Origin of the sequence: Achromobacter sp. UMC71 (assembly GCF_014170305.1) — a bacterium.
GTDB lineage: Bacteria > Pseudomonadota > Gammaproteobacteria > Burkholderiales > Burkholderiaceae_B > Achromobacter.
On sequence record NZ_LZZT01000018.1, the window covers coordinates 269,641 to 293,631 of the forward strand.

Annotated in this window: 22 protein-coding genes; 15 read left to right on the forward strand and 7 right to left on the reverse strand. The window is 64.6% G+C overall.

Annotation, left to right across the window (positions count from 1 at the left end):
* Positions 1 to 50: 50 nt before the first annotated feature.
* On the reverse strand, positions 51 to 449 hold the full coding sequence (locus A9974_RS10465) for a cupin domain-containing protein (protein WP_183004017.1): 399 nt from the start codon (positions 447 to 449) through the stop codon (positions 51 to 53).
* A gap of 174 nt (positions 450 to 623) precedes the next feature.
* Here A9974_RS10465 and A9974_RS10470 point away from each other — a divergent pair, with 174 nt between their 5' ends.
* From A9974_RS10470 to A9974_RS10500, 7 genes are all read left to right on the forward strand, one after another.
* Positions 624 to 1,403, forward strand: a complete 780-nt coding sequence (locus tag A9974_RS10470) for an SDR family NAD(P)-dependent oxidoreductase (RefSeq protein WP_183004018.1) — start codon at positions 624 to 626, stop codon at positions 1,401 to 1,403.
* 10 nt (positions 1,404 to 1,413) lie between these two features.
* Positions 1,414 to 2,175, forward strand: coding sequence for an ABC transporter ATP-binding protein (locus tag A9974_RS10475; protein WP_183004019.1), 762 nt, complete (start codon positions 1,414 to 1,416; stop codon positions 2,173 to 2,175).
* Positions 2,175 to 2,867, forward strand: a complete 693-nt coding sequence (locus A9974_RS10480) for an ABC transporter ATP-binding protein (protein WP_183004020.1) — start codon at positions 2,175 to 2,177, stop codon at positions 2,865 to 2,867. The genes A9974_RS10475 and A9974_RS10480 overlap by 1 nt, the downstream gene beginning before the upstream one ends.
* Before the next feature lie 12 nt (positions 2,868 to 2,879).
* Positions 2,880 to 4,757, forward strand: a complete 1,878-nt coding sequence (locus A9974_RS10485; protein ID WP_183004021.1) for an ABC transporter permease — start codon at positions 2,880 to 2,882, stop codon at positions 4,755 to 4,757.
* Positions 4,757 to 5,059, forward strand: a complete 303-nt coding sequence (locus A9974_RS10490; RefSeq protein WP_183004022.1) for a Dabb family protein — start codon at positions 4,757 to 4,759, stop codon at positions 5,057 to 5,059. Before A9974_RS10485 ends, A9974_RS10490 begins: the two co-directional genes overlap by 1 nt.
* 125 nt (positions 5,060 to 5,184) lie before the next feature.
* Entirely contained in the window at positions 5,185 to 5,880 is a 696-nt protein-coding gene (locus A9974_RS10495; protein ID WP_183004023.1) for a fumarylacetoacetate hydrolase family protein, read from the forward strand.
* 41 nt (positions 5,881 to 5,921) lie between these two features.
* Positions 5,922 to 6,053, forward strand: a complete 132-nt coding sequence (locus A9974_RS10500; protein WP_006388428.1) for an entericidin A/B family lipoprotein — start codon at positions 5,922 to 5,924, stop codon at positions 6,051 to 6,053.
* A 144-nt stretch (positions 6,054 to 6,197) separates the two neighbouring features.
* On the opposite strand, the gene A9974_RS10505 is transcribed toward A9974_RS10500, so the two are convergent.
* Genes A9974_RS10505 through A9974_RS10515 form a run of 3 tightly spaced genes read right to left on the reverse strand, consistent with a single transcriptional unit; the run spans position 6,198 to position 8,885 of the window.
* A complete protein-coding gene (locus A9974_RS10505) occupies positions 6,198 to 7,904 on the reverse strand; it encodes a PhoH family protein (protein WP_183004024.1) in 1,707 nt (568 codons plus the stop codon).
* Between the two features lie 58 nt (positions 7,905 to 7,962).
* Positions 7,963 to 8,427 carry a peroxiredoxin gene (locus A9974_RS10510; RefSeq protein WP_183004025.1) on the reverse strand — a complete coding sequence of 155 codons (465 nt, stop codon included), beginning with the start codon at positions 8,425 to 8,427 and terminating at the stop codon, positions 7,963 to 7,965.
* Positions 8,424 to 8,885: an Mth938-like domain-containing protein gene (locus A9974_RS10515; protein ID WP_183004026.1), complete on the reverse strand. Its 462-nt coding sequence runs from the start codon at positions 8,883 to 8,885 to the stop codon at positions 8,424 to 8,426. The genes A9974_RS10510 and A9974_RS10515 overlap by 4 nt, the downstream gene beginning before the upstream one ends.
* Before the next feature lie 235 nt (positions 8,886 to 9,120).
* Between A9974_RS10515 and alaC the strand changes: the two genes are divergently transcribed.
* The 4 genes from alaC (at position 9,121) to A9974_RS10535 (ending at position 13,689) form a co-directional block, all read left to right on the forward strand.
* A complete protein-coding gene (gene alaC / locus A9974_RS10520) occupies positions 9,121 to 10,308 on the forward strand; it encodes an alanine transaminase (protein ID WP_183004027.1) in 1,188 nt (395 codons plus the stop codon).
* Positions 10,309 to 10,498: 190 nt separating this feature from the next.
* Positions 10,499 to 11,803, forward strand: coding sequence for a homoserine dehydrogenase (locus A9974_RS10525; protein WP_183004144.1), 1,305 nt, complete (start codon positions 10,499 to 10,501; stop codon positions 11,801 to 11,803).
* Between the two features lie 100 nt (positions 11,804 to 11,903).
* Entirely contained in the window at positions 11,904 to 13,313 is a 1,410-nt protein-coding gene (gene thrC / locus A9974_RS10530) for a threonine synthase (RefSeq protein WP_183004028.1), read from the forward strand.
* A gap of 154 nt (positions 13,314 to 13,467) precedes the next feature.
* Entirely contained in the window at positions 13,468 to 13,689 is a 222-nt protein-coding gene (locus A9974_RS10535; RefSeq protein ID WP_183004029.1) for a YgdI/YgdR family lipoprotein, read from the forward strand.
* Between the two features lie 80 nt (positions 13,690 to 13,769).
* On the opposite strand, the gene A9974_RS10540 is transcribed toward A9974_RS10535, so the two are convergent.
* The gene (locus A9974_RS10540) at positions 13,770 to 14,795 is read right to left on the reverse strand and encodes a class 1 fructose-bisphosphatase (RefSeq protein ID WP_183004030.1); all 1,026 of its coding nucleotides are present in this window, start codon (positions 14,793 to 14,795) and stop codon (positions 13,770 to 13,772) included.
* 10 nt (positions 14,796 to 14,805) lie between these two features.
* Positions 14,806 to 17,511, reverse strand: coding sequence for an aminopeptidase N (gene pepN, locus A9974_RS10545; protein ID WP_183004031.1), 2,706 nt, complete (start codon positions 17,509 to 17,511; stop codon positions 14,806 to 14,808).
* A gap of 167 nt (positions 17,512 to 17,678) precedes the next feature.
* On the opposite strand from pepN, the gene A9974_RS10550 reads away from it, so the two are divergent.
* Positions 17,679 to 18,317, forward strand: coding sequence for a DUF4136 domain-containing protein (locus A9974_RS10550; protein ID WP_183004032.1), 639 nt, complete (start codon positions 17,679 to 17,681; stop codon positions 18,315 to 18,317).
* A gap of 85 nt (positions 18,318 to 18,402) precedes the next feature.
* On the opposite strand, the gene A9974_RS10555 is transcribed toward A9974_RS10550, so the two are convergent.
* Positions 18,403 to 18,789, reverse strand: coding sequence for an H-NS family nucleoid-associated regulatory protein (locus A9974_RS10555; RefSeq protein ID WP_183004033.1), 387 nt, complete (start codon positions 18,787 to 18,789; stop codon positions 18,403 to 18,405).
* Positions 18,790 to 19,557: 768 nt separating this feature from the next.
* Here A9974_RS10555 and tldD point away from each other — a divergent pair.
* The 3 genes from tldD to A9974_RS10570 all read left to right on the forward strand — a co-directional run bounded on the left by tldD (position 19,558) and on the right by A9974_RS10570 (position 23,913).
* The gene (tldD, locus tag A9974_RS10560) at positions 19,558 to 21,018 is read left to right on the forward strand and encodes a metalloprotease TldD (RefSeq protein ID WP_183004034.1); all 1,461 of its coding nucleotides are present in this window, start codon (positions 19,558 to 19,560) and stop codon (positions 21,016 to 21,018) included.
* Positions 21,019 to 21,327: 309 nt separating this feature from the next.
* A complete protein-coding gene (aroG, locus tag A9974_RS10565) occupies positions 21,328 to 22,401 on the forward strand; it encodes a 3-deoxy-7-phosphoheptulonate synthase AroG (RefSeq protein WP_183004035.1) in 1,074 nt (357 codons plus the stop codon).
* Between the two features lie 102 nt (positions 22,402 to 22,503).
* The gene (locus A9974_RS10570; protein WP_183004036.1) at positions 22,504 to 23,913 is read left to right on the forward strand and encodes an FAD-binding oxidoreductase; all 1,410 of its coding nucleotides are present in this window, start codon (positions 22,504 to 22,506) and stop codon (positions 23,911 to 23,913) included.
* Positions 23,914 to 23,991 lie beyond the last annotated feature (78 nt).

The window sequence follows — 23,991 nt, forward strand, 5'->3', positions numbered from 1 at the left end:
CGCGCGCCGCCCTGTGCCGGGCGGTCGCGCGGATGCTGCCGGTGCGGCGCCTATTCCAGCTTCTGGCCGGCGAAGGCGTCGATGAACAGATTGGGTTTCAGAAAGAAGCTCAGCACCAGCGCGCCGTGTGGCGCGCGCGCCACGTGCTGGTTGCCGCGCGGACGCCAGACGTAGTCGCCCGCCCGCACTTCGCCTTCGGCATCGACGATGGAGCCTTCCAGCACATAGGTCTGTTCGACCTCGACATGCTCGTGCAGCGGCAACTCGGTGCCGGGCTGCCAACGGAACAGGGCCGTCAACAGACCGGTTTCCTTGTCCTGCATCAGCACCTTCATATCGATGCCCTCCACCTGCGTGGGTTTCCACGGCAATTCATCGACTTTCAGAAAGCGCGAGGCCAGTGGCGGCAGCGCATTGGCTGCGGGGCAGCCGGGGGTTTCAAGGGCCATGATGTCTCCTAGCCTGAACTCGTTATGGAAGATAAACAAAGAATCTTGTTATTGAGTGTTTGAAAATAGTCGCGTATATTGAGATTTATGTCAATCCTGTTTTCAGCCTACGAAAGCGGGAAGCGACACAGGCCGGACCCAGAGATCCGGTGCATATAAAACAAGGAGACACGCTTGAAACAGGACTATCTGGGCCAGACCTTCGGGCTGGCCGGACGCACCGCGCTGGTGACGGGGGCGGCGCGCGGCTTGGGCTACGCGATCGCGTCCGGCTTGGGCCGGGCGGGTGCACAACTGGTGATCAACGACCTGTCGCAGGCCGCTTGCGACGCCGCTTGCGAGCAGTTGGCCCAGGCGGGCATCACGGCGCGCAGCGCCGTGTTCGACGTCGCCGACGGCGCCGCCGTGGCTCAGGCCGTGGCGCAATTGGAAGCCGATGGGGTGCGGATCGACGTGCTGGTCAGCAACGCAGGGAACCAGAACCGCAAGCCGGTGGTCGAGATGACACCGGCCGAGTGGCAGGCCTTGCAGAATGTGCATGTCAATGGTGCGTTTCACTGTGCCCGGGCCGTTCTGCCCGCCATGGCCGCCCGCGGTTTTGGCCGCATCGTGCTGATGTCGTCCGTGGCCGGACAGGCCACCATGCCCAACATCGCGGCCTATGCCACGGCCAAAGGTGCGATTGCCGCTTTCACCCGCGCGCTGGCCGTGGAATACGGCGCCAGCGGCATCACCTGCAATGCACTGGCCCCGGGCTTCGTGCGCACCGATTTCACGCAGGGGCTGCAGGACAACCCCCAATTCCAGTCGTTCCTGGCGACGGCCGTGCCCACCGGGCGGTGGGCCACGCCGGAAGACGTCGCGCCAGCCGTGGTCTACCTGGCCTCACCGGGCGCATCCTTCGTCAATGGCCACGTGCTGGCCATCGACGGCGGCCTGCTGGCCCGCATGTAGGAGACGCGCCATGAGCACCCAAGCGGTTCTGTCCGCCCAGGGGCTGGTCAAGCGGTTCGGCGGTTTCAATGCCGTCGACGGCGTGTCCCTGGCTCTGCGGGAAGGTTCCATCCATGCCTTGATCGGCCCCAACGGCGCCGGCAAGACCACCTGCTTCAACCTCTTGACCAAGTTCCTGACGCCCGACCAGGGCGTCATCCACTACCGCGGCCGCGACATTACGGCGCTGGCGCCGGAACAGATCGCGCGGCTGGGCATCGTCCGCTCGTTCCAGATATCCGCGGTGTTCCTGGGGCTGACCGTGCTGCAGAACATGCGGGTGGCGCTGATGCGCCAGCACGGCGACGGCCTGCGCTTCTGGCGCAGCCGGCGCAGCGTGGACCGTCTGAACGACCAGGGGCTGGCGTTGCTGCAGGCCGTAGGCCTGGACGGCCTGGCCGACACCACGGCCGCCTTGCTGCCCTATGGCCGCAAGCGGGCGCTGGAAATCGCCATGACGCTGGCGCTGGAACCCGAGGTCATGCTGCTGGACGAGCCCATGGCGGGCCTGGGCCAGGAGGACGTAGCCCGCATCGCGGCGCTGATCCGCCGCGTGTCGGCCAACCGCAGCATCCTGATGGTCGAACACAACCTGTCGGTGGTGGCGGACCTGTCCGACACCATCACGGTCCTGGCGCGCGGCGCGGTCCTGGCGCAGGGTGACTACGCCACGGTCTCGCGCGACGAGCGTGTCATCACCGCCTACATGGGCTCGGACGAGGGAGAGGGCTGATGCTGTCGATCAAGGACCTCAATGCCTGGTACGGCGAATCCCACGTGCTGCACGGCGTGGACATCGATGTGCAGCGCGGCGAACTGGTGACCATCCTGGGCCGGAATGGCGCCGGCAAGACCACCACGCTGCGCGCCATCATGGGCATCCTGGACAAGCGCCGCGGCTCGATCCGCCTGAATGGCCAGGAAACGGTGGGCATGGCGCCGCACCGCATCCCGCGGCTGGGCGTGGTGTATTGCCCGGAAGAGCGGGCTGTGTTTCGCAGCCTGAACGTGACCGAGAACCTGATGCTGCCGCCACGGCTGGCCGACGGCGGCATGTCGCTGGACGAAATCTATGCCTTGTTCCCCAACCTGCGCGAACGCAGCGCCAGCTGGGGCGGCAACCTGTCCGGCGGCGAGCAGCAGATGCTGGCGATCGCTCGCATCCTGCGCACTGGCGCTCAGCTGATCCTGCTGGACGAACCCACCGAAGGCCTCGCGCCGGTGATCGTGCAGCAGATCGGGCAGGCCATCCGCACGCTCAAGGAGCGCGGCTTCACCATCGTGCTGGTCGAGCAGAATTTCCGCTTCGCCACCAAGGTGGCCGACCGCCACTACGTGATGGAGCACGGCTGCGTGGTCGACCAGTTGTCGGCGCAAGAGGCGCGCAATGATCCCGCCCGGATCGCGCGCCGCCTGGGTGTCTGAGGGGAGAATCCTGTGTTCGAAATATTCGGCGTGCCGTCCACGGCACTATTCGGCCAGCTCCTGCTCGGCCTGATCAACGGCTCTTTCTACGCCTTGCTCTCGATCGGGCTGGCGGTGATTTTCGGCCTGTTGAACATCATCAACTTCGCCCACGGCGCGCAGTACACCGCGGGCGCGTTCCTGGCCTGGATGCTGCTGAACTACCTGGGCGTGAACTACTGGGCGGCGCTGGTGCTGGTGCCGCTCATCATGGCCGCCTTCGCCATCGTGACCGAGCGCCTGCTGATTTCACGCACGTACCGCATGGATCACCTGTATGGTCTGCTGCTGACCTTCGGCCTGGCCCTGCTGATCGAAGGCGGCTTGCGCCAGGCCTATGGCGTGTCGGGGCTGCCCTACACCATCCCCAAGGCGCTCTCGGGCGGGGTCAACCTGGGCTTCATGTTCCTGCCCTGGTACCGCGGCTGGGCCGTGGTGGTGTCGCTGGTGCTGTGCCTGGCCGTCTGGGTGCTGATCGAAAAGACGCGGGTGGGCGCCATGCTGCGCGCCGCCACCGAGAATCCGACGATCGTGCGGTCGTTCGGCATCAACGTGCCGCTGCTGATCACGCTGACCTATGCATTGGGCGTGGCGCTGGCCTCGGTGGCCGGGGTGATCGCCGCCCCCATCTACCAGGTCAGCCCCATGATGGGGTCCAACTTGGTGGTGGTGGTCTTTGCGGTGGTGGTGATCGGCGGCATGGGCTCCATCATGGGGGCCATCGTCAGCGGCTTCGGGCTGGGCATCATCGAAGGCCTGACCAAGGTGTTCTACCCCGAGGCCGCCAACCTGGCGATCTTTATCATCATGGTGCTGGTGCTGCTGTGCAAGCCCGCGGGCCTGTTCGGCAAGCCGCTGCAGGTGCAGAACGTGCTGGCGGCCGAGGCCACGCGCCAGCCGGTGCAACTGAGCCGCCGCGCCATGCGCGTGTGCATGGCGGTCCTGGCGGTGGTGGCGCTGGCCGCGCCGTGGTTCGTCTATCCGACATTCCTGATGAAGGTGCTGTGCTTTGCCCTGTTCGCGGCCGCCTTCAACCTGCTGGTGGGCTATGTCGGACTGCTGTCGTTCGGCCATGCGGCCTTCTTCGGCGCCGCGGCCTACGCCACCGGCATCGTCATGAAGCTGCTCGGCGCCACGCCGGAACTGGGGTTGCTGGCCGGCGTGCTGACCGGCGGCCTGCTGGGGCTGGCGTTCGGCGCGATCGCCATCCGGCGCCAGGGCATCTACTTCGCCATGATCACGCTGGCACTGTCGCAACTGGTGTACTTCATCGCGGTGCAGGCGGGCTTTACCGGCGGCGAAGACGGGTTGCAGAGCGTGCCGCGCGGCAAGCTGTTCGGCCTGTTCGACCTGGAAGGCGTGATGCCCATGTATTACTTCACGCTGGCGGTGTTCGCGCTGGGCTACGCCTTCGTGCTGCGGGTGCTGAATTCGCCTTTTGGCGAAGTGATCCGATCGGTGCGCGACAACGAGCAGCGCGCCCGCTCGCTGGGGTATTCCACGTCGCGCTACAAGCTGCTGGCCTTTACGCTGTCGGCCTCGGTGGCGGGGCTGGCAGGCGGGCTGAAAGTGCTGGTGTTCGGCGTGGCCTCGCTGACCGACGTGCACTGGCACGCCAACGGCGAGGTGGTGCTAATGGCCCTGTTGGGCGGCATCGGCACGGTGTTCGGCCCGCTGGCCGGCGCCTTCACCTTCGTGTCGCTGCAAAACTACCTGGCGCCGCTGGGCTCGTGGGTGCTCATCGTCCAGGGCGCGATTTTCGTCTTGTGCGTATTGCTGCTGCGCGACGGCATCATGGGCCTGGTGTCTCGGGCCTGGCTGGCCATGTTCCCTGCGAAAAAGGAATCCTGATGTTCTTGCATATCGTGATGCTGCAATTGTCCGGCGCGGCCGATGCGCGCTTCCATGCCCGCGTGCAGTCCTATTGCGACCGCATTCTGACCGAATGCGACGGCGTGGCCGGTTACGCCTTCCGGCCCAACCAGGCCAGCCGTTCGGACGGCCTGACCCATGCCGTGGTGGCGACGTTTGCGGACGCCGCGGCCCACGACCGCTACCAGGTATCGCCCGCCCACCAGGAAATGAAGGCCTACATGGCCGGTTTCATTGAACGCCTGGTGGTGTTTGATGGCGAAATCCCTACAATTTCCTGAAACCCCGCGCCCGGCGCCCGCGCGGCCGCCTTTTCGTGCCGACAAGCCCCAGTCCCGCGGAAAGGGATAAACTCGCGGATGATTTTTGCCACCGGGCTGCCCCACTCGTCATAGGTTGATAGATCATGGACTACGTATTGCCCCCCTCGCCGCAGACCGCGGTTCCCGTTGCCGGCAGCGCCGCGCTGTTCCCCGTGCGCCGCGTCTACTGCGTCGGCCGCAACTACGCCGAGCACGCCAAGGAAATGGGCTTCACCGGCCGTGAAGATCCGTTCTTCTTTTGCAAGCCCGCCGACGCGGTGCTGAGTGTGGCCGATGGCGAAACCGGCAAGATGCCGTACCCGCCCAAGACCTCCAACCTGCACTACGAAATGGAGCTGGTCGTCGTGCTGGGCAAGGGCGGCCGCGACATTCCGGTCGCGGAGGCCAATGATTGCGTCTGGGGCTATGCCCTGGGCCTGGACATGACCCGCCGCGACCTGCAAGGCGAAATGAAGAAGCAGGGCCGCCCCTGGGAAGTGGGCAAGGCCTTCGACCTGTCGGCCCCGCTCGGCCCGATCCACCCGCGCAGCGTGGTCGGCACCCTGGACAAGGGCGCGATCTGGCTCGACGTGAACGGCCAGCGCAAGCAGGCCAGCGACATCTCCCAGATGATCTGGAACGTGCCGGAAAGCATCGCCTACCTGTCGACCCTGTTCGAACTGCAGCCGGGCGACATCATCTTCACGGGCACCCCCGAAGGCGTGGGCGCGGTCGTGCAGGGCGATGTAATCACCGGCGGCGTCGAAGGCCTGGGCGAGCTGCGCGTCCAAATCGTTTAAAGTACGCCCCGGATCTGTTTTCTCACTTCAGGAGCGCCAGCATGCGCAGCAAGATCGTGCTGACCGCCTTCGTCGTGTTCGGCTTCGTGCTCGCCGGTTGCAATACCGTCGCGGGCATGGGCAAAGACATGTCGCGGGCCGGCAACGCCATTACCAACGCCGCGGACAAGTAATCGTCCGCGTCGGGCATAAAAAACCCCTTGATTGCTCAAGGGGTTTTTCTTTGCTCATCGGAAGATCGTTTCCGCCCGGCCGCCCCAAGGAGAAACAGCTCCCTTGGGGGCAGCTAGCCCATGGCAGCGGGCGTAGCGTGGGGGCTACAAAACATCACCGGCGTAGTCGGCCAGGCGCGAGCGCTCGCCGCGTTGCAAGGTGACGTGGCCCGAATGCGGCCAGCCCTTGAAGCGGTCGACCACGAACGTCAGGCCCGAACTGCCTTCGGTCAGGTAGGGCGTATCGATCTGGGCGACGTTGCCCAGGCAGATCACCTTGGTGCCGGGGCCGGCGCGGGTCACCAGCGTCTTCATCTGCTTGGGCGTCAGGTTCTGGGCCTCGTCGATGATCAGGTACTTGTTCAGGAAGGTCCGGCCGCGCATGAAGTTCAGGGACTTGACCTTGATGCGCGAACGGATCAGGTCCATGGTGGCGGCGCGCCCCCAGTCCCCGTTGCCTTCGCCTTCGCCCATGTTCAGGACATCCAGGTTGTCTTCCAGCGCACCCATCCAGGGCAGCATCTTTTCTTCTTCGGTGCCGGGCAGGAAGCCGATGTCTTCACCGACGGGCACCGTGACGCGGGTCATGATGATTTCGGTGTAGCGCTTGGTTTCCAGTACCTGCGTGATGCCCGCCGCCAGCGCCAGCAGCGTCTTGCCCGTGCCCGCCTGACCCAGCAGCGACACGAAGTCGCATTCCGGGTTCATCAGCAGGTTCATGGCGAAGTTCTGCTCGCGGTTGCGCGCCGTGATGCCCCAGACGTTGTTCTTGCCGTGGGTGTAGTCGCGCAGCGTCGCCAGCACCGCCATCTTGCCGCTGACCTCGCGCACCTGGGCATACAGGGGCATCTGGCCTTCGAAATAGACGAACTGGTTGACCACGAACTGCGAACACAGCGGGCCGTGGATGCGGTAGAAGGTGGTGCCGCCCTGTTGCCAGGATTCGACGTCCTTGCCGTGCTTGTTCCAGAAGTCCTCGGGCAGCTGCATCACGCCCGAATACATCAGGTCCGAGTCTTCCAGGACGTGGTCGTTGAAGTAGTCTTCCGCGGCCATACCCAGCGCACGCGCCTTCAGGCGCATGTTGATGTCCTTGGACACCAGGACGACTTCGCGCTGGGGGTATTTTTCCTGCAGGGCCCGCACCACGCCCAGGATCTGGTTGTCGGCCTTGCCCATGGGCAGGTCCGACGGCAGGGTGCTGTGGATGGCTGTGGTCTGGAACATTAGGCGCCCGGTGGCGTCCTTGTTGCCCAGCTTGGCCAGTTCCAGCCCTTCGTCGAGCTGGGTCGTGTCCTGCACCAGGGCGTCGAGCGACCGGCTGACCTGGCGGGCGTTGCGCGCCACTTCCGACATGCCCTTTTTCTGGTGATCCAGTTCTTCGAGCGTCATCATCGGCAGGAAGATGTCGTGCTCTTCGAAGCGGAACAGCGAACTGGGATCGTGCAGCAGCACGTTGGTGTCCAGCACGAACAGCTTGCGCGGCGCGTTCTGGGCGCGGGCCTTGCCGCGCTTGGCGGGCGCCGCGGCGGTCTTGGCCGGGTGGGCCTCGGCTCGCGGCGCCGGCGCGGCTGGCGGCGGGGGAGGCACCTGGCGGGCGGGCGCCGGAATCTGCGCTTTGCGGGCCGGGCTGGCCATGCCTTCGAGTTCGGGCTGCATCAGCAGCTCGTCTTCGTCGTCCTCGGCCAGGGCGGCCTGGGTATTGGACCGCGCAGCGGCAGTCTTGGGGGTGCGGGCCTGCGCCCGGGCGGTTTCGCCCGAGGGGAAGGTCAGGATGGCTGCGGGGCGGGTAGGCAACTTCGGAAGCGGCATATGCGTCACTCTCCAGTATGGGCCGGCTATAGCGCCTGACGGGTGTTCCTGTGCACGGCTAACCGATGCTTTTTGCGGCCTGCAGGACTTCCTTGGCGTGGTTCGGGACCTTCACCCCGCGCCACTCCTGCACCAGCACGCCATAGGCATCGATCAAAAAGGTGCTGCGCTCGATGCCGCGCACCTGCTTGCCGTACATGTTCTTCTGCTTGATGACGCCGTACAGGTTACAGACGGTTTCGTCGGCGTCGGAGATGAGAGGGAAAGGAAGCTCGTACTTGGCCTTGAAGTTCTCGTGCGACTTCAACGAATCGCGCGAGATTCCGACCACCACGGCGCTGGCCGACAGGAAGTCGGCGTGCAGGTCGCGGAAATCCTGGCTTTCGGTGGTGCAGCCAGGGGTGTTGTCCTTGGGATAGAAGTACAGGATCACGGCGCGGCCCTGGCATTGTTCCAGGCTGATCGGACCAATGGTGCTTTCAGCGGTGAACAGCGGGGCGGGTTTGCCTATGCTCGGCGTCATGTCTGGGATTCTCCGTTGGGGGGGATGAGGGCGACGACCACGCGCCGGCCCTCCGCCATCAGGATGTTGTAGGTGCGAGAGGCGGCGTGGGTGTCCATGATTTCCACGCCGATGCCCGCCGCCAACAGGGGACGCAGCACTTCGGGACGCAGGAACTGTTGCCGGGCGCCCGTACCCACCAGCAGCACTTCGGGCGCGTTGGCCGGGCGGCTGGGGGTGGCTTCGGGTTCGTCCAGGAAAGCCAACGGGTCACGGACGGGCTCGGACAATCCGGCCGCCTGATGCAAGAGGGGGGAGGTGATGTCGGCCGGCGACTCTACGGGCCAATGGGTAACTTCGCCTTCGGGGCCAAAAGCGACCGAGGAGGAAAAACGTACCTGGTTGACCTCGATATAGCCGTCACCATAGGCGGTGACGGTGTTCAGAGCGGCCGTCGCAGGATCGGTATGCAGCTTCAATAAATACTCCGGCTTTATGCGTCCGATAATACCGCATCAGCATGGCGGTATGTTGCGCTGAATCCACTGGGGAAATAGGGCCTTTTCAGCCCCATTTGCCGCCTAGGCGTCCTTGCGCTAGATTACAGGGTTTTGTTGCGCTGCAATCGTTTGCTGGCGCGGCTTTTGAGCCCGTTTCCCCTTTGCGCCTTCGCGCCCTGGTTTTTTTGCCCCTTCGCCCCTAAGGATTCCCATCATGAGGAAGTTCTCTCGCATTGAGCGTTTGCCCCCGTACGTTTTCAACATTACCGGCGAGCTCAAGATGGCGGCCCGTAGGCGCGGCGAGGACATCATCGACATGTCGATGGGCAATCCGGACGGCGCCACCCCCAAGCACATCGTCGACAAGATGGTCGAGGCCACCATGCGCCCGACCACCCATGGCTATTCGGTGTCCAAAGGCATTCCGCGTCTGCGCAAGGCGATCTGTGACTGGTACCAGCGCCGCTACGCGGTCGAGTTCGACCCCGATTCCGAAGCCATCGTCACCATCGGCTCCAAGGAAGGCCTGGCCCACTTGATGCTGGCCACCCTGGACCGCGGCGACACGGTGCTGGTGCCCAACCCCAGCTACCCCATCCATATTTATGGCGCCGTGATCGCCGGCGCCAACATCCGCTCCGTGCGCATGACGCCGGGCGTGGATTTCTTCGAGGAACTCGAGCGCGCCGTGCGCGAGTCGATCCCGAAGCCCAAGATGATGGTGCTGGGCTTTCCCAGCAACCCCACCGCCCAGTGCGTCGACCTGTCGTTCTTCGAACGCGTGGTGGCGCTGGCCAAGGAACACGATATCCTGGTGGTGCACGACCTGGCCTACGCCGACATCACCTTCGACGGCTATGTCGCGCCCTCGATCATGCAGGTGCCCGGCGCGCGCGATGTCGCGGTCGAGTTCTTCACCATGAGCAAAAGCTACAACATGGCGGGCTGGCGCATCGGCTACATGGTCGGCAACCGCGAGCTGGTCAACGCGCTGGCGCGCATCAAGAGCTATCACGACTACGGTACGTTCACGCCGATCCAGGTGGCATCCATCGCCGCCCTGGACGGCCCGCAGGACTGCGTGAACGAGATCGTGGCGCAGTACCAAAGCCGCCGCGACGTGCTCGTGCGCGGTCTGCATGAAGCAGGTTGGAATGTGGAAATTCCCAAGGCGTCCATGTACATCTGGGCGCAGATCCCCGAACCCTACAGGGCGATGGGCTCTTTGGAATTTGCCAAGCGTGTCCTGTCGGATGCGAAAGTGGCCGTGTCCCCCGGGATCGGCTTCGGCGAGTATGGCGACGAATACGTGCGCTTCGCTCTTATCGAAAACGAGCAGCGCACCCGCCAGGCGGTGCGCGGCATCAAGGATATGTTCCGCAAGGACGGTCTGCTGAAGTAGGGCCCCCGGTAGGGGTCCCCCCCGTAGCGCTGCGCGCTTCCCCCCAGGGGGCATGCTGGCGGACCGGCGGAGCCGGATCCGCGGCATCCCGATCGGGGGCCGAGCCTGTTGACCGCACTTGTTTCTTGCGTGAGCAATTTGGAGAAATGAAATGAATTCCCCTCAACGCCCGCCCGCCGAGGGCGCCGCGATGAATCCCATGAAAGTGGGCCTGCTCGGTCTGGGCGTGGTTGGCGGCGGCACCTGGACCGTGCTGTCGCGCAATGCGGAAGAGATCGCGCGCCGCGCGGGCCGCCGCATTGAAGTCACCCGCGTCGCCGTGCGCGACGTGGCCAAGGCGCGCGCCCGCGTCGGCGACGCGCTGCGTGTCGATACCGATGTGCACGCACTGGTGCGCGATCCCGACATCGACATCGTCGTCGAGCTGATCGGCGGCGACACCCTGGCACTGGAGCTGGTGCTTGAAGCCATCGCCAACGGCAAGCACGTGGTCACGGCCAACAAGGCCCTGCTGGCCAAGCATGGCAACGAGATCTTCGCCGCGGCGTCCGAGCGCGGCGTGATGGTGGCGTTCGAGGCCGCGGTGGCCGGCGGCATCCCCATCATCAAGGCCATCCGCGAAGGCCTGACCGCCAACCGCATCCAGTGGGTCGCCGGCATTATCAACGGCACCACCAACTTCATCCTGTCCGAAATGCGTTCGCGCGGCCTGCCTTTCGCCGACGTCTTGGCCGAAGCCCAGCGCCTGGGCTACGCCGAGGCCGACCCCACCTTCGACGTGGAGGGCGTGGACGCCGCGCACAAGCTGACCCTGCTGGCCTCGCTGGCCTTCGGCGTGCCGGTCCAGTTTGACCGCGCCTACATCGAAGGCATCTCGCAACTGGCCGCCGAAGACATCGAGCACGCCGAACGCCTGGGCTACCGCATCAAGCTGCTGGGCATCACCAAGCGCCGTCCCGACGGCATCGAGCTGCGCGTGCATCCGGCGCTGGTGCCGGCCGAGCGCCTGCTGGCCAACGTCGAAGGCGCGATGAACGCCGTGCTGGTCAAGGGCGACGCCGTCGGCCCCACGCTGTATTACGGCCAGGGCGCGGGCGAAGAGCCCACTGCCTCGGCCGTGGTGGCCGACCTGGTCGATGTGACCCGCCTGCATACGGCGGATCCGGGTAACCGCGTGCCGCACCTGGCCTTCCAGCCGGACGCCATGTCCGACACGCCGATCCTGTCGATCGAACAGGTCAGCACGTCTTACTACCTACGCCTGCGCGTGGACGACCAGCCGGGCGTGCTGGCCGATATCGCCCGCATCCTGGCCGACCGCTCGATCTCGATCGGGTCGATGATCCAGCAGCCCTCGCATATCGGCGGCGCGGACATCATCTTCCTGACGCACGAAGCGGTGGAAGGCAACGTCAATCAAGCCATCGAGCGCATCGAGGCCTTGCCGTTCGTCCGGTCCAAGGTCACGCGCCTGCGCGTGGAACACCTGGCATGAGACATTCCCACCCCCGAGGCGCCTGCGGCGCGTCCCCCTCAAGGCGACGCCGACAGCGGCCCGGCTCGGGTGGGACGCGGTGCATTGTGGAGTCAACGATATGAAATACATTTCCACCCGGGGGGGCATGGCCCCCCAGCCGTTCTCCGACATCCTGCTCGAAGGGCTGGCGCCGGATGGCGGCCTGGCCGTGCCGGAACTACTGCCCCAGATCTCGGCGGAAACGCTCGAGTCCTGGCGTGGGCTGCCGTATGCCGACCTGGCGTTCGAGGTCCTGTCGCGGTTCGCCACCGACATCCCGGCCGACGATCTGCGCCGCCTGACCCGCGCCGCCTACACCTCGCAGATCTTCAATAGCGAAGACATCGTCCCGTTGCGTCCGCTGGACAACGGCCTGTCGCTGCTGGGCCTGTCCGAGGGGCCGACCCTGGCCTTCAAGGACATGGCCATGCAGTTCCTGGGCCAGGTGTTCGAGTACGTGCTGACCCAGCGCAACACCACGCTCAACATCGTGGGCGCGACCTCGGGCGACACCGGTTCGGCCGCCGAATACGCGCTGCGCGGCAAGCGCGGCGTGGCCGTGTTCATGCTGTCGCCGCATGGCCGCATGAGCGCGTTCCAGCGCGCCCAGATGTACTCGCTGCAAGACGAGAACATCCACAACATCGCCGTGCGCGGCGTGTTCGACGAGGCCCAGGACATCGTCAAGGCCTTGGCCAGCGATCTGGCCTTCAAGTCCAAGTACCGCCTGGGCGCAGTCAACTCCATCAACTGGGCACGCATCGCCGCCCAGGTGGTGTACTACTTCCACGGCTGGTTGCGCGCCACCGACAAGCCCGGCCAACAGGTGTCGTTCGCCGTGCCCTCGGGCAACTTCGGCAACATCCTGTCCGGCCATATCGCGCGCAGCATGGGCCTGCCCGTGCGCCGCCTGGTGTTGGCCACGAACGAGAACAACGTGCTGGAAGAATTCTTCCGTACTGGCGTTTATCGTCCGCGTCCCGCCGAGCAGACCTACGCCACCTCCAGCCCGTCGATGGACATCTCGCGCGCCTCGAACTTCGAGCGTTTCGTCTTCGACCTGGTCGGCCGCGACGCCGCCCGCGTCAAGGCGCTGTGGTCGGACCTGGCGCGCGATGGCTTCTTCGACCTGTCGGCCCTGAAGCCGCAGTTCGAGGAACGCTACGGCTTCGTCTCGGGCGCCAGCTCGCACGAAGATCGCCTGGCCACGATCCGCTCGCTGTACGACCAGACCGGCGTGCTGGTCGATCCGCACACTGCCGACGGCGTCAAGGTCGCGCGCGACCACGTCGAGCCTGGCGTGCCGATGCTGGTGCTGGAAACCGCCTTGCCGGCCAAGTTTTCGGAAACCATCGAGGCTGCGCTGGGCCGTCCGGCCACGCCCCCGGGCAATCTGGCCAATCTGGAATCCCTGCCGCAACGTGTCGAGATCATGGACTGCGATCTTGCCGCCGTGCGCGGCTACATCGAGGCGCACGCCAAGGTGTAAAGGCTGCTTGCGGATGTATTGGGTTGCAACCCCTCGCCGGTGTAGGCCGCGAGGGGTTTTTTACGTTCTTACGCACTTTGGCCACAACCCGTCACTTTTCAAGCGCCATCATCCGATACAGTGATTTCACCATTCACACTCGGAGAACACGCCCATGAACCTGAAGACCATGACGTTGGCCCTGGTGGTGACCGGAGTAGGGGTGCTGGCCGGATGCTCGTCGCCCTCGGTCATTCAGCAACGGGACGGGACCTCGACCGTTACGCCCGATGCGCCCAGCTACGACAAGAAGTCGGGCATGTACGAATACGACAAGGACGGCAAGAAGGTCCAGATCAACAAGGACGATGTGAAATCCATCGAAGAGGTCAAGTAAGCGCGGCGCTTGTCCGCCATGCAAAAAGCCCGGCCTAGGCCGGGCTTTTTGCTGCGTCTTGCGTGCAAACGCAGGGCTTATTACTTGGCTTGGGCCGCGGCCTCGGCGTGGTAGCGGCCCACGCGTTCGACTTCGTTCTTCGAACCCAGGATGACGCTGACGCGCTGGTGCAGTTTGTCGGGCTGGATATCCATGATGCGCTGCTCGCCGTTGATCGACGCGCCACCGGCCTGCTCGATGAGGAAGCTCATGGGATTGGCTTCATACATCAGGCGCAGCTTGCCGGCCTTGCCCGGCTCGCGCGCATCCCAGGGGTACATGAAGATGCCGCCGCGGGTCAGGATGCGATGCACGTCCGCCACCATCGAGGCGATCCAGCGCATGTTGTAGTCCTTGCCCAGGGGGCCGGTGGCGCCGGCCAGGCAATCGTCGACGTAGCGCTTGACCGGGGCGGCCCAGTGCCGCATGTTGGACATGTTGATCGCGAATTCCTTGGTGTCTTCCGGCACGCGGATGTTCTCGTGCGTCAGCACCCACGAGCCCATTTCGCGATCCAGCGTGAAGCCCACCACGCCGTTGCCGATGGTCAGCACCAGCATGGTCTGCGGGCCGTACACCGCATAGCCCGCCACCACCTGCTTGTTGCCCGGCTGCAGGAAGTCGGCTTCGCAGACGGGGGCGCCCGACACGTTATGCGGCGCTTGCAGCACCGAGAAAATGGTGCCGATCGACACGTTCACGTCGATGTTGGACGAGCCATCCAGGGGATCGAACAGCAGCAGATATTCGCCCTTGGGGTAGCGGTTCGGGATCAGATGGATGGTTTCCATCTCTTCCGAGGCCATGGCCGCCAGGTGGCCGCCCCATTCGTTGGCTTCGAGCAGGATCTCGTTGGACAGCACGTCCAGCTTCTTCTGGACTTCGCCCTGCACGTTCTCGCTTTCGAGGCTGCCCAGGACGCCGCCCAGGGCGCCCTTGCTGACCGCATGGCTGATCGCCTTGCAGGCGCGCGCGACGACCTCGATGAGCAGCCGCACTTCGGGGGCCAGGGCCTGGGCGGAGCGTTGCTGCTCCACCAGATATTGGGTAAGTGTTTTACGTTTCAAAAGGTTCTCCCTATGCTGCGAATTCTAATGCCTTGGATACGATTTCCTGGACGTTGCGCGACAGGCCTGCGTGCGCGCGCACCTGCTGCAGGGCCGCTTGCATGGGGCTGCGCAGGGCGGGCACGAAGCGCGACCAGTTGTCCAGCGCGCGCGCCAGGCGGGCGGCGATTTCCGGATTCAGCGCGTCCAGTGCCAGCACCTGTTCCGCCCAGAAAGCGTAGCCGGTGCCGTCGGGGTGGTGCATGCCGCGGGCGTTGTTCAGGCAGAACTGGAACACCAGCGCCCGGGCGCGGTTCGGGTTGCGCAGCGTGAACGCGGGATGCGTCATCAGCTCGCGCGCGGTCTGCACCGTGGTGTAGCGGGCCGCGGCCTGCAGGGCGAACCACTTGTCGACCACCAGCGCGTTGTCCTGCCACTTGTCGTAGAACGCCGCCAGCGCCTGCTGCGGGAATTCGCCCTGGCCGTAGTTGATCAGGGCCGACAGCGCCGCCATGCTGTCGGTCATGTTGCCGGCGCGTTCGTATTGCTGTTCGGCCAGGCGCTGCGCGTCGTGTTCGCCGGCGGCCATCAGGTGACTCAGCGCGAGGTTCTTCAGGGCACGCTTGCCCGCGGGCACCGGCGCGGGGCTGTATTCGCCCGGCGTCTGGTTGTCGTCGAAGGCCTGGCGGAATTCCGCGGCCAATTGCCGGCCCAGCTCGGCGCGCAGGAAGTCACGGGCCACGGCCAGCGCCGGCGGGTCCACGGCCAGCATGCGCTCGGCCAGGGTCTTTTCGGAAGGCAGCGCCAGCGCGCGGGCGCGGTAGGCGGCGTCCAGCGCCGGGTCGGTCAGCAGCGCGCGCCAGGCCTCGATGAAGGCCGGGTCGGCCTGCAGGGTGCGGCCCGCCTGGCGGGCGTCGGCCAGGCTCAGGATCTGGCGCGTGGCCAGTTCCTGGCCGGCTTCCCAGCGCGCGAACGGGTTGCTGTCGTGCGCGGACAGCAGCGCCAGTTCTTCGTCGGTCCAGTCGTAGTCGACGATCACAGGGGCCGAGAAATCACGCAGCAGCGAGGGCACGGGCACTGCGTCGATACCGTCGAAATGCCATTGCTGGGTCTGGGTGGTCAGTTCCAGCAGCGCGGTGTCCTTGACGGCGCCTTCGTGGCGCAAGGGCAGGGCACGGCCGTCGCGATCCAGTAGGCCGATGGCGAACGGAATGTGGTAAGGCGCCTTGACGAAGCCGGCAGGGGCCTTCTTTTCGACGCCGACGGGCTGGCATTCCTGGGACAGCGTGACCGTGACGCGGCGCGCGGCGGCGTCATGATCGAGCTTGACCGTCACGCGCGGCGTGCCGGCCTGGCGGTACCAGTTGCGGAATACCGCGAGGTCGCGGCCCGGATGCTGGCGCACATAGACCGATTCCATGGCCGCGACGAAATCGTCGCAGGTCACGGCCTGGCCGTCGTGGCGGCGGAAGTATTCGTCCATGCCCGCTCGAAAGCCGGCTTCGCCCAGCAGCGTGTGCTGCATGCGGATGACCTCGGCGCCTTTTTCGTACACGGTGGCCGTATAGAAATTGCCGATTTCCTGATAGCTGTCGGGACGGATCGGGTGCGCCATCGGGCCCGCGTCCTCGGGAAACTGTGCTGCGCGCAGCGTGACGACGTCGTCGATCCGCTTGACCGCGCGGGCACTGGCGGCCTCGGTATCGTCCATGTCCTGCGCCATCATATCGGCGCTGAATTCCTGGTCGCGGAAAACGGTCAGGCCTTCTTTCAAGCTGAGCTGGAACCAGTCGCGGCAGGTGACGCGGTTGCCGGTCCAGTTATGGAAGTATTCGTGGCCGATGACCGATTCGATCCCTTCGTAATTGGCGTCCGTGGCGGTGTCGGCGTCGGCCAGTACGTAGGCGGCATTGAAAATGTTCAAGCCCTTGTTTTCCATGGCGCCCATGTTGAAGTCATGGACGGCCACCACCATGAAGCGATCCAGGTCGAGCTCCAGGCCGAAACGGGTTTCGTCCCAGCGCAGCGCGCGCACCAGCGAATCGAGCGCCCATTCGGTCTTGGTTTCGGAGCCCGGGTCGCTATAGACCTGCAGCAGCACATCGCGGCCGCTGGCGGTCTTGACGGTGGTTTCGCGGTGGGTCAGGTTGCCGGCCACCAGCGCAAACAGATAGCAGGGCTTGGGGAACGGGTCTTCCCATTCGACTTCGTTGCGGCCGTCGGGCAATTGGCGCGAGGCGACCAGATTGCCGTTGGACAGCAGCACGGGGTAGGCGGGCTGGGCGCGCAGGGTCACGCGGTAGCGCGACATGACGTCCGGGCGGTCGGCGAACCAGGTAATGCGGCGAAAGCCTTCGGCTTCGCATTGGGTAAAGAAATTGCCGCCTGAAACATACAGCCCCATCAACGTGGAATTGGCGGCGGGCTTGCAGCGGCTGACGATTTCCACCGAGGCGTCGGCGGGCAGGCCATACAGCGCCAGGCTGTGTTCGGACAGGTGGTAGCGGTCGGCGGCAAGCGCCTGGCCGTCCACGCCTACCGAGACGAGTTCCAGGTCTTCGCCGTCAAGCACCAGGGCGGCGTCGGCGCTGGCGTCGGCCTTGCGCCGCACCTGCATGACGCAGCGCACTTCGGTGGCGTCGGGCGCCAGGTCGAAAGCCAGGGAGACCTGCGGAATATCGTAGGGGTAGGGCTGGTAATCCTTGCGGTATACGGTAACGGGCGTGTCTGTGCGCATGGGATTGCAGTCCTGTTTGAACGAGAGTCCTATTGTAGTGGCTGGGCCGGCGGCAGGGGCCGCCGTGGCGCCGTAGTCCGATCTTGGCGGCAGGCCGCAAACTTTTGGCCATCCCTGCGGTCAAACGTCAGTATGATGGCGCCGTCGCGCGCAATGAGGAGTCGCAAATGTCCCGTTCTTCCCCTTTCAATGCCGGCCGCTGGGCCGCGCTTGTGGCTGTCATGGGGGCGTTGCTGCTGAGCGGATGCGCCACGCCGACGGTGTCGGCGCGAGTCACCTCGTTCCAACAATGGCCGGCTGGCGTCGAAGGCCAGACCTACCAATTCGTGCCGGCCGACCCGTCGCAAGCCAATAACCTCGAATACCAGTCTTACCAGGATATGGTTCGCGCCGGTATCGGCGCCACCGGATTGGTCGAGGCCCAGGCCGGCGCCAAGGCCCGGTTCGACGTGTCGTTCCGGTATGGAACCACTCAGACCCAGATCATGGTCCGGCGTCCGTATGACCCGTATTTCAATGGCGGCTATGGCTACGGCGGCTTCTATGGTCCGCGTCCTTGGGGGGGCTACTACGGGTATTGGGGGCCGGAGTGGGTCGATGTTCCCATGGTGGTCCAGCGCAATACGCTCACCCTGCAGATCCACGACGGCCAGCGGGGCGGCGCCGAGGTATACCGTTCCAGCGCCTTCATACTCAGCGAACGGGATGATTTCGTGCGGACGATGCCTTATCTGGTGCGCGCAATATTTGACAATTTTCCGGGAAATAATGGCGCTGAACGTGAAATTCAATTCCCTGTACGCTGAAAATCAAGGGTTGTGAGGCCCGGTTTAAAATAAAAAAGGCGCACCATTGTGGTGCGCCTTTATTTTTCTTACTGAATAATAGGTTTTATTCTTTGATAAGAAAACTATCGCGCGTGGCGCCACCGGCTTCTTCGGCGGCGAGCCAGCGGGGGGCCTTGCCGCGACCGCTCCAGGTTTCCCCGGTTTGGGGGTGGCGGTACTTGGGCGCAACGGCGCGTTTGGCGGCGTTGGCCGGGCGGGCTGCGGCGCCGGTCTTGCGGCGGCCAGCGGGCGTGGCGGCACGGGCAGGCTTGCCGGAGCCGAAGGCGGCGGCAATCTCTTCCGGGGTGATGTCGTACTCGCGCATGGACGTGATGATCGATGCGATCACGGGCTTGCGGCGCTTGGTTTGGAGGACTTCAGCCTTCTTTTGGAGCTTGTTGATTTCCTTTTCGATCTTTGCTTGCAGAGCTGCGTAGGTTTCTCGGGCCATGGTTTATTCCTGATTATGGAACTGCTTTAATCGCCGGCGAAGTTATGTTTATTTGTTGTGCTTCGCATAATACAGAAGTTGCAGCTGGATTGCCGCAGTTTCGGACTAATTACTTTGTATCAAAACCGCCGGAGAGTCTTTAGACTTGCGGGTTCCCGCCAGGAACAAGTATTGGGAATGATATTCTCAAATTTGGGACTAATTGAAACAAAACCGGCTTTGCATCACAGGGCGGACGAATCCGGCAAGTTAAGTTCGGAAAAGACCTGTTTTGTTTCGCGAAGCGAGCGGATGCGGGAAGAATTCGAAAAATCTGGGGGCCGGGCGCCTGTCGGTCACGGGTTTCTCAAACCCTGAGAACACCTTATGGGGTGGTCTGCAAGTGGTCGGATGACTTGGTCTACTCGGGAGTATTGATGCGTTTTTCCGGGTATGCGTATTGTCATTGCCTGCCTTCAGCAGCGATATAGAAGCGCTCTGCCGGGCGGTTTTCTCACAGGTTTTCATTTTGGCATCTGGTTGTATGACAAGTTTTGACTGTCTAGCCTGGCGCGGTTTTGGCGGCATTCTGGGCGGTTCGGCGGGGAGGCTTTCGCTCGCGAATCCGGATTTTGCGAGTTCGCGGCAAGTAGTTTTGGATCGAAGCGGATTAGTTAACTTGACAGGTAATATTCGGTGCCAGGGACATCCTCCCCGTGTCGGCGGTACGATATAGCCTTGAGCGTCATTGCAGGTGCGTTCCCGCGCCGCGCCCCCAAACAGAGTCCTATGAAAATCATCGATCCCGCTATTGCATCCCTGGCCACTGCCAAATCGCTGTTGCTCGACCCCTGGGGGCTGACCGAGGCCGACATGGCACGTGCGCTGGGCGAAATCTTCACCCACAAGGTCGACTATGCCGACCTGTATTTCCAGTACACCCGCAGCGAAGGCTGGAGCCTGGAAGAGGGCATCGTCAAGACCGGCAGTTTTTCGATCAGCCAGGGCGTGGGCGTGCGGGCCGTGAGCGGCGAGAAAACCGCCTTTGCATATTCCGATTCGCTGTCGGCCGAGGCCCTGCTGTCGTCGGCCCACGCCGTGCGCGGCATTGCCCGCCGCGGCGCCGGCAAGGTCAAGGTGGCGGCCCAGGTCGAAGCCGAAATGGGCCGCAGTCTGTACGCCGATATCGATCCCGTGGCGACGCTGAGCGCGCCCGAGAAAGTCGCGCTGCTCGAGCGTATCGAACGCATGGCGCGGGCTCGTGATCCGCACGTCATCCAGGTCATGGCGGGCCTGGGCGCCGAATACGACGTGGTCCTGGTGGCCGGCAGCGACGGCCGCCTGGCCGCCGACGTTCGTCCGCTGGTGCGCCTGTCCTTGACCGTGATCGCCGAACGAAACGGGCGCCGCGAAATGGGCCATGCCGGCGGCGGCGGCCGTCTGGGGTTGGCGTATTTCACCGACGAGATGCTGCAAAGCTATGTCGAACGCGCGGTGCACGAAGCCATGGTCAACCTCGAGGCCCGGCCCGCTCCCGCCGGCGAAATGACCGTCGTGCTGGGGTCTGGCTGGCCCGGCATCCTGCTGCACGAGGCGGTGGGCCACGGCCTGGAAGGCGACTTCAACCGCAAGGGCTCCAGCGTGTTTTCGGGCCGCATCGGCGAGCGCGTGGCGTCCAAGGGCGTGACGGTGGTCGACGACGGCACGATTCCGGACCGCCGCGGTTCGCTCAATATCGACGACGAGGGCAATGCCACGCAACGTAACGTCCTGATCGAAGACGGCATCCTGCGCGGCTACATGCAAGACACCCTGAACGCGCGCCTCATGAAGACGGCCGCCACCGGCAACGGCCGCCGCGAATCCTTCGCGCACCTGCCGATGCCGCGCATGACCAATACCTACATGTTGGCCGGCGACAAAGTGCCCGAGGAAATCATCTCGTCGGTCAAACGCGGCCTGTATGCGGCGAACTTCGGCGGCGGCCAGGTCGACATCACCAACGGCAAGTTCGTGTTCTCGGCCTCCGAGGCCTACATGATCGAAGACGGCAAGATCACCTACCCGGTCAAGGGCGCGACCCTGATCGGCAACGGTCCCGACGCCATGACCCGCGTGACGATGATCGGCAACGACCTGAAGCTGGACCCGGGCGTGGGCACCTGCGGCAAGGACGGCCAGAGCGTGCCGGTCGGCGTGGGCATGCCCACGGTGCGCATGGAAGGCCTGACGGTCGGCGGTACGGCATAGAGATCAAAAAGGCTGTCCGGCCCTCGAACGGCCGGGCGGCTATTTTTGCGACGGATCGGGTGATTCTTGCGCGACAGGCTGAAAAAATTGTGCTAGAGTCTTTTTCTATGAAATTCGCGTCCCCCGCCTTTTACTTTTATTTTTATGGTTTTCTGAAGCCGCTGGCGGAGGAAGGGACGCGCTCAATCTGAAGTTTGGAAAGAATCCCCCCAAAAAGCCGCCAGCGAACTGGCGGCTTTTTTTGTGCCGTCAGCTTGAGGAACAACCCCGGAGCAGGAGCTCCGTGGCGGGAAACCCAGGAGCAGTACCGTGTCACACAATACCGACGACCTTCGCATCCGAGAAATCAAAGAGCTGAACCCGCCCGCGCACGTGATGCGCGAGTTCGCATGCACGCAAGAGGCATCCGATACCGTGTTCTCCGCCCGGCAGTCGATGCACCGCATCCTGCACGGCATGGACGATCGTATGATCGTCGTGATCGGCCCCTGCTCGATTCACGACACCCGCGCCGCGATCGAGTATGCGAAGCGCCTGAAGCCGGTACGCGACCGCCTGAGCGCCGACCTGGAAATCGTGATGCGCGTCTATTTCGAGAAGCCCCGCACCACGGTCGGTTGGAAGGGGCTGATCAACGATCCGGACCTGAACGGCAGCTTCGATATCAACAAGGGCGTGCGCGTGGCGCGCGAACTGCTGCTGGACATCAATAGTCTGGGCCTGCCGGCGGGGTGCGAGTTCCTGGACATGATTACGCCGCAATACATTGCGGACCTGGTCTCCTGGGGGGCGATCGGGGCGCGCACGACCGAGAGTCAGGTGCACCGCGAGCTGGCGTCCGGGTTGTCGTGTCCGGTGGGTTTCAAGAACGGCACGGACGGCAATGTGAAGATCGCGGTGGACGCGATCAAGGCGGCGTCGCAGCCGCACCATTTCCTGTCGGTGACCAAGGGCGGGCATTCGGCCATCGTCTCCACCGCCGGCAACGAGGACTGTCACGTCATCCTGCGCGGCGGCAAGACGCCGAACTACGATGCGGTAAGCGTGGACGCGGCCTGCCAGGACATGTCCAAGGCCGGCCTGGCGCAACGCGTCATGGTCGACGCCAGCCATGCCAACAGCAGCAAGAAGCCCGAGAACCAGACGCTGGTCGTCGAAGACGTCGCGCGCCAGATGGAAGCGGGCGACGCGCGCCTGGTGGGCGTCATGGTCGAAAGCCACCTGCTGGGCGGCCGCCAGGACCTGGTGCCGGGCACGCCGCTGGTCTATGGCCAGAGCATCACCGACGGCTGCATCGACTGGGACGCCTCCGTGGCCGTGCTCGAGCGCCTGGCGCATGCCGTGCGCGAACGCCGCCGCGTCTCGCTGACCTCCGGCAAGTAACTCCCGGCCGCCGCAAAACGCCTCTCGGGGCGGTTTGCGGCGGGGCAGGGCGGGCGGCGTAGAATATCCGGATCGTCCCATCCATCCGAGAACCTGCTGATCATGAATGCTCCCCTGCACGCTGAATCGCTGCGCCGCGCGGTGCCGGCCGCCTGTCTGGAGGCCCTGCGCGCCCGTTTCGGCGACCGCTTCTCTGAATCCGCCGCGGTGCGCGAGCACCACGGCCGCGATGAATCGCCGTACCCGGCCATGCTGCCGGATGCCGTCGTCTTCGCCCAGACCACCGAGGAAGTGGCCGAGATCGCCAAGCTGTGCAACGAGCACCGCGTGCCGTTGATTCCCTATGGCGCCGGTTCTTCGCTGGAAGGCCATATCCTGGCGATCCAGGGCGGCATCAGCCTGGACCTGTCGCAGATGAACAAGGTGCTGGCCGTCAACGCGGAAGACCTGACCGCGACGGTGCAGGCCGGCGTGCTGCGCAAGCAACTCAACGAAGAGATCCGCAGCACCGGCCTGTTCTTCCCGATCGATCCGGGCGCCGACGCCAGCCTGGGCGGCATGGCCGCCACGCGCGCCTCTGGCACCAATGCCGTGCGCTACGGCACCATGCGCGAGAACGTCATGTCGCTGACCGTGGTCACCGCCGACGGCCGCATCGTGCGCACCGCCGGCCGCGCCCGCAAATCGTCGGCGGGCTACGACCTCACCCGCATTTTCGTGGGCAGCGAAGGCACGCTGGGCATCATCACCGAAGTGACGGTGCGCCTGTATCCACAGCCCGAGGCCGTGTCGGCGGCCGTCTGCAACTTCCCCTCGCTCGATGCTGCCGTGCAGAGCGTGATCGAAATCATCCAGATGGGCGTGCCGGTGGCTCGCGTCGAATTCATGGACGCGGCCAGCGTGCGCGCGGTGAACCTGCACAGCAAGCTGACGCTGCGCGAGACGCCGCTGCTGGTGTTCGAATTCCATGGCAGCCCCGCCGGCGTGCAGGAGCAGGCCGAAACCGTGCAGGCCATCACCGCCGAACACGGCGGCATGGACTTCGAATGGGCAGAGCGCCCCGAAGACCGCAGCCGCCTGTGGACCGCGCGCCACAACGCGTATTTCGCCGGCCTGCAACTGCGCCCCGGTTGCCGCGCCAGCACCACCGACGTCTGCGTGCCGATTTCGCGCCTGGCCGATTGCGTGCGCGACACGGTCGAGGAACTGGACCGCGCCAGCTTCCCCTACACCATCGTGGGCCACGTCGGCGACGGCAACTTCCATGTGCTGATGCTGCTGGATGCCGACAACGAAAGCGAGTGGCAGGAATCCGAAACCATCAACCACAACCTGGTGCGCCGTGCGATCGCCGCTGACGGCACCTGCACCGGCGAACATGGCATTGGACTGCACAAAATGCAATTCATGGCCGAAGAGCATGGCGACAATGCGCTGGAATTGATGCGCAGTCTCAAGCATGCGTTCGATCCGAACAACATCCTGAACCCGGGCAAGATCGTGTCCTGGTAAGCTGCCCGCAAGGGCTGCGCAAGACGAGGCCGGCAGGGCAACCTGCCGGCCTTTTCATTGCCATGCATGATTTGCGCG

Bases quoted from the DNA above. Each gene is read 5' to 3' on its own strand.
- pepN (WP_183004031.1), bottom strand. From the start codon at position 17,511: ATGCGCACAGACACGCCCGTTACCGTATACCGCAAGGATTACCAGCCC.
- A9974_RS10500 (WP_006388428.1), top strand. From the start codon at position 5,922: ATGCGCAGCAAGATCGTGCTGACCGCCTTCGTCGTGTTCGGCTTCGTG.
- alaC (WP_183004027.1), top strand. From the start codon at position 9,121: ATGAGGAAGTTCTCTCGCATTGAGCGTTTGCCCCCGTACGTTTTCAAC.
- A9974_RS10510 (WP_183004025.1), bottom strand. From the start codon at position 8,427: ATGACGCCGAGCATAGGCAAACCCGCCCCGCTGTTCACCGCTGAAAGC.
- A9974_RS10490 (WP_183004022.1), top strand. From the start codon at position 4,757: ATGTTCTTGCATATCGTGATGCTGCAATTGTCCGGCGCGGCCGATGCG.
- A9974_RS10465 (WP_183004017.1), bottom strand. From the start codon at position 449: ATGGCCCTTGAAACCCCCGGCTGCCCCGCAGCCAATGCGCTGCCGCCA.
- thrC (WP_183004028.1), top strand. From the start codon at position 11,904: ATGAAATACATTTCCACCCGGGGGGGCATGGCCCCCCAGCCGTTCTCC.
- A9974_RS10550 (WP_183004032.1), top strand. From the start codon at position 17,679: ATGTCCCGTTCTTCCCCTTTCAATGCCGGCCGCTGGGCCGCGCTTGTG.
- A9974_RS10480 (WP_183004020.1), top strand. From the start codon at position 2,175: ATGCTGTCGATCAAGGACCTCAATGCCTGGTACGGCGAATCCCACGTG.
- A9974_RS10495 (WP_183004023.1), top strand. From the start codon at position 5,185: ATGGACTACGTATTGCCCCCCTCGCCGCAGACCGCGGTTCCCGTTGCC.
- A9974_RS10475 (WP_183004019.1), top strand. From the start codon at position 1,414: ATGAGCACCCAAGCGGTTCTGTCCGCCCAGGGGCTGGTCAAGCGGTTC.
- A9974_RS10505 (WP_183004024.1), bottom strand. From the start codon at position 7,904: ATGCCGCTTCCGAAGTTGCCTACCCGCCCCGCAGCCATCCTGACCTTC.
- A9974_RS10555 (WP_183004033.1), bottom strand. From the start codon at position 18,789: ATGGCCCGAGAAACCTACGCAGCTCTGCAAGCAAAGATCGAAAAGGAA.
- A9974_RS10535 (WP_183004029.1), top strand. From the start codon at position 13,468: ATGAACCTGAAGACCATGACGTTGGCCCTGGTGGTGACCGGAGTAGGG.
- A9974_RS10570 (WP_183004036.1), top strand. From the start codon at position 22,504: ATGAATGCTCCCCTGCACGCTGAATCGCTGCGCCGCGCGGTGCCGGCC.
- tldD (WP_183004034.1), top strand. From the start codon at position 19,558: ATGAAAATCATCGATCCCGCTATTGCATCCCTGGCCACTGCCAAATCG.
- A9974_RS10525 (WP_183004144.1), top strand. From the start codon at position 10,499: ATGAATCCCATGAAAGTGGGCCTGCTCGGTCTGGGCGTGGTTGGCGGC.